We start from the raw sequence: 649 nt of genomic DNA, 5'->3' as shown, positions 1-649 counted from the left end.
GCCGGTCGTTGCCGGAGTACATGGTGCCCTCGGCGGTGGTGGTGCTGGAGGCGCTGCCGCTGACACCGAACGGCAAACTCGACCGCAAAGCACTCCCCGCACCGGACTTCTCGTCCCCTTCCTCGGACCGGGCGGCGCGTACGCCCCAGGAGAAGATCCTGTGCGGTCTCTTCGCCGAGGTGCTGGGCGTCACCGATGTCGCAGCCGATGACAGTTTCTTCGATCTGGGTGGTCATTCGCTGCTGGCGACGCGGCTGATGAGCCGAATCCGTTCGGTGCTGGGTGTCGAGCTGGCGATCCGTACCGTCTTCGAGGCGCCGACGGTCGCGGGTCTCGCGGAGCGTCTGTCGGGTGCGACGGGCCGGNATCCGTTCGGTGCTGGGTGTCGAGCTGGCGATCCGTACCGTCTTCGAGGCGCCGACGGTCGCGGGTCTCGCGGAGCGTCTGTCGGGTGCGACGGGCCGGGTGCGGGCGGCGCTGCGGCCGGTGGAGCGGCCCGAGCTGGTCCCGCTGTCGTTCGCGCAGCGCAGGCTCTGGTTCATCAACCGCTTCGACGGGCAGAGCGCTGCCTACAACCTGCCCATCGCGATGCGTCTGACCGGTGATCTGGACCGCGCGGCGCTGCAGGCATCCATCGCCGACCTGGTGA

1 protein-coding gene and 1 pseudogene are annotated in these 649 nt (G+C 69.3%); both read left to right on the top strand.

Going from position 1 to position 649, the window contains the following annotated elements:
* Positions 1 to 356, top strand: a pseudogene (locus CR470_RS41425) (phosphopantetheine-binding protein); the annotation flags it as partial.
* Positions 283 to 649, top strand: a 367-nt coding sequence (locus CR470_RS41420; RefSeq protein ID WP_373561481.1) for a condensation domain-containing protein, incomplete at its 3' end; no start/stop codon positions are given. The pseudogene CR470_RS41425 and the gene CR470_RS41420, both read left to right, overlap by 74 nt.

It is taken from the genome of Streptomyces sp. rh34 (genome assembly GCF_002551245.1).
In the GTDB taxonomy this organism is placed as follows: domain Bacteria; phylum Actinomycetota; class Actinomycetes; order Streptomycetales; family Streptomycetaceae; genus Streptomyces.
This window is presented reverse-complemented; position numbering and strand designations above follow the sequence as displayed.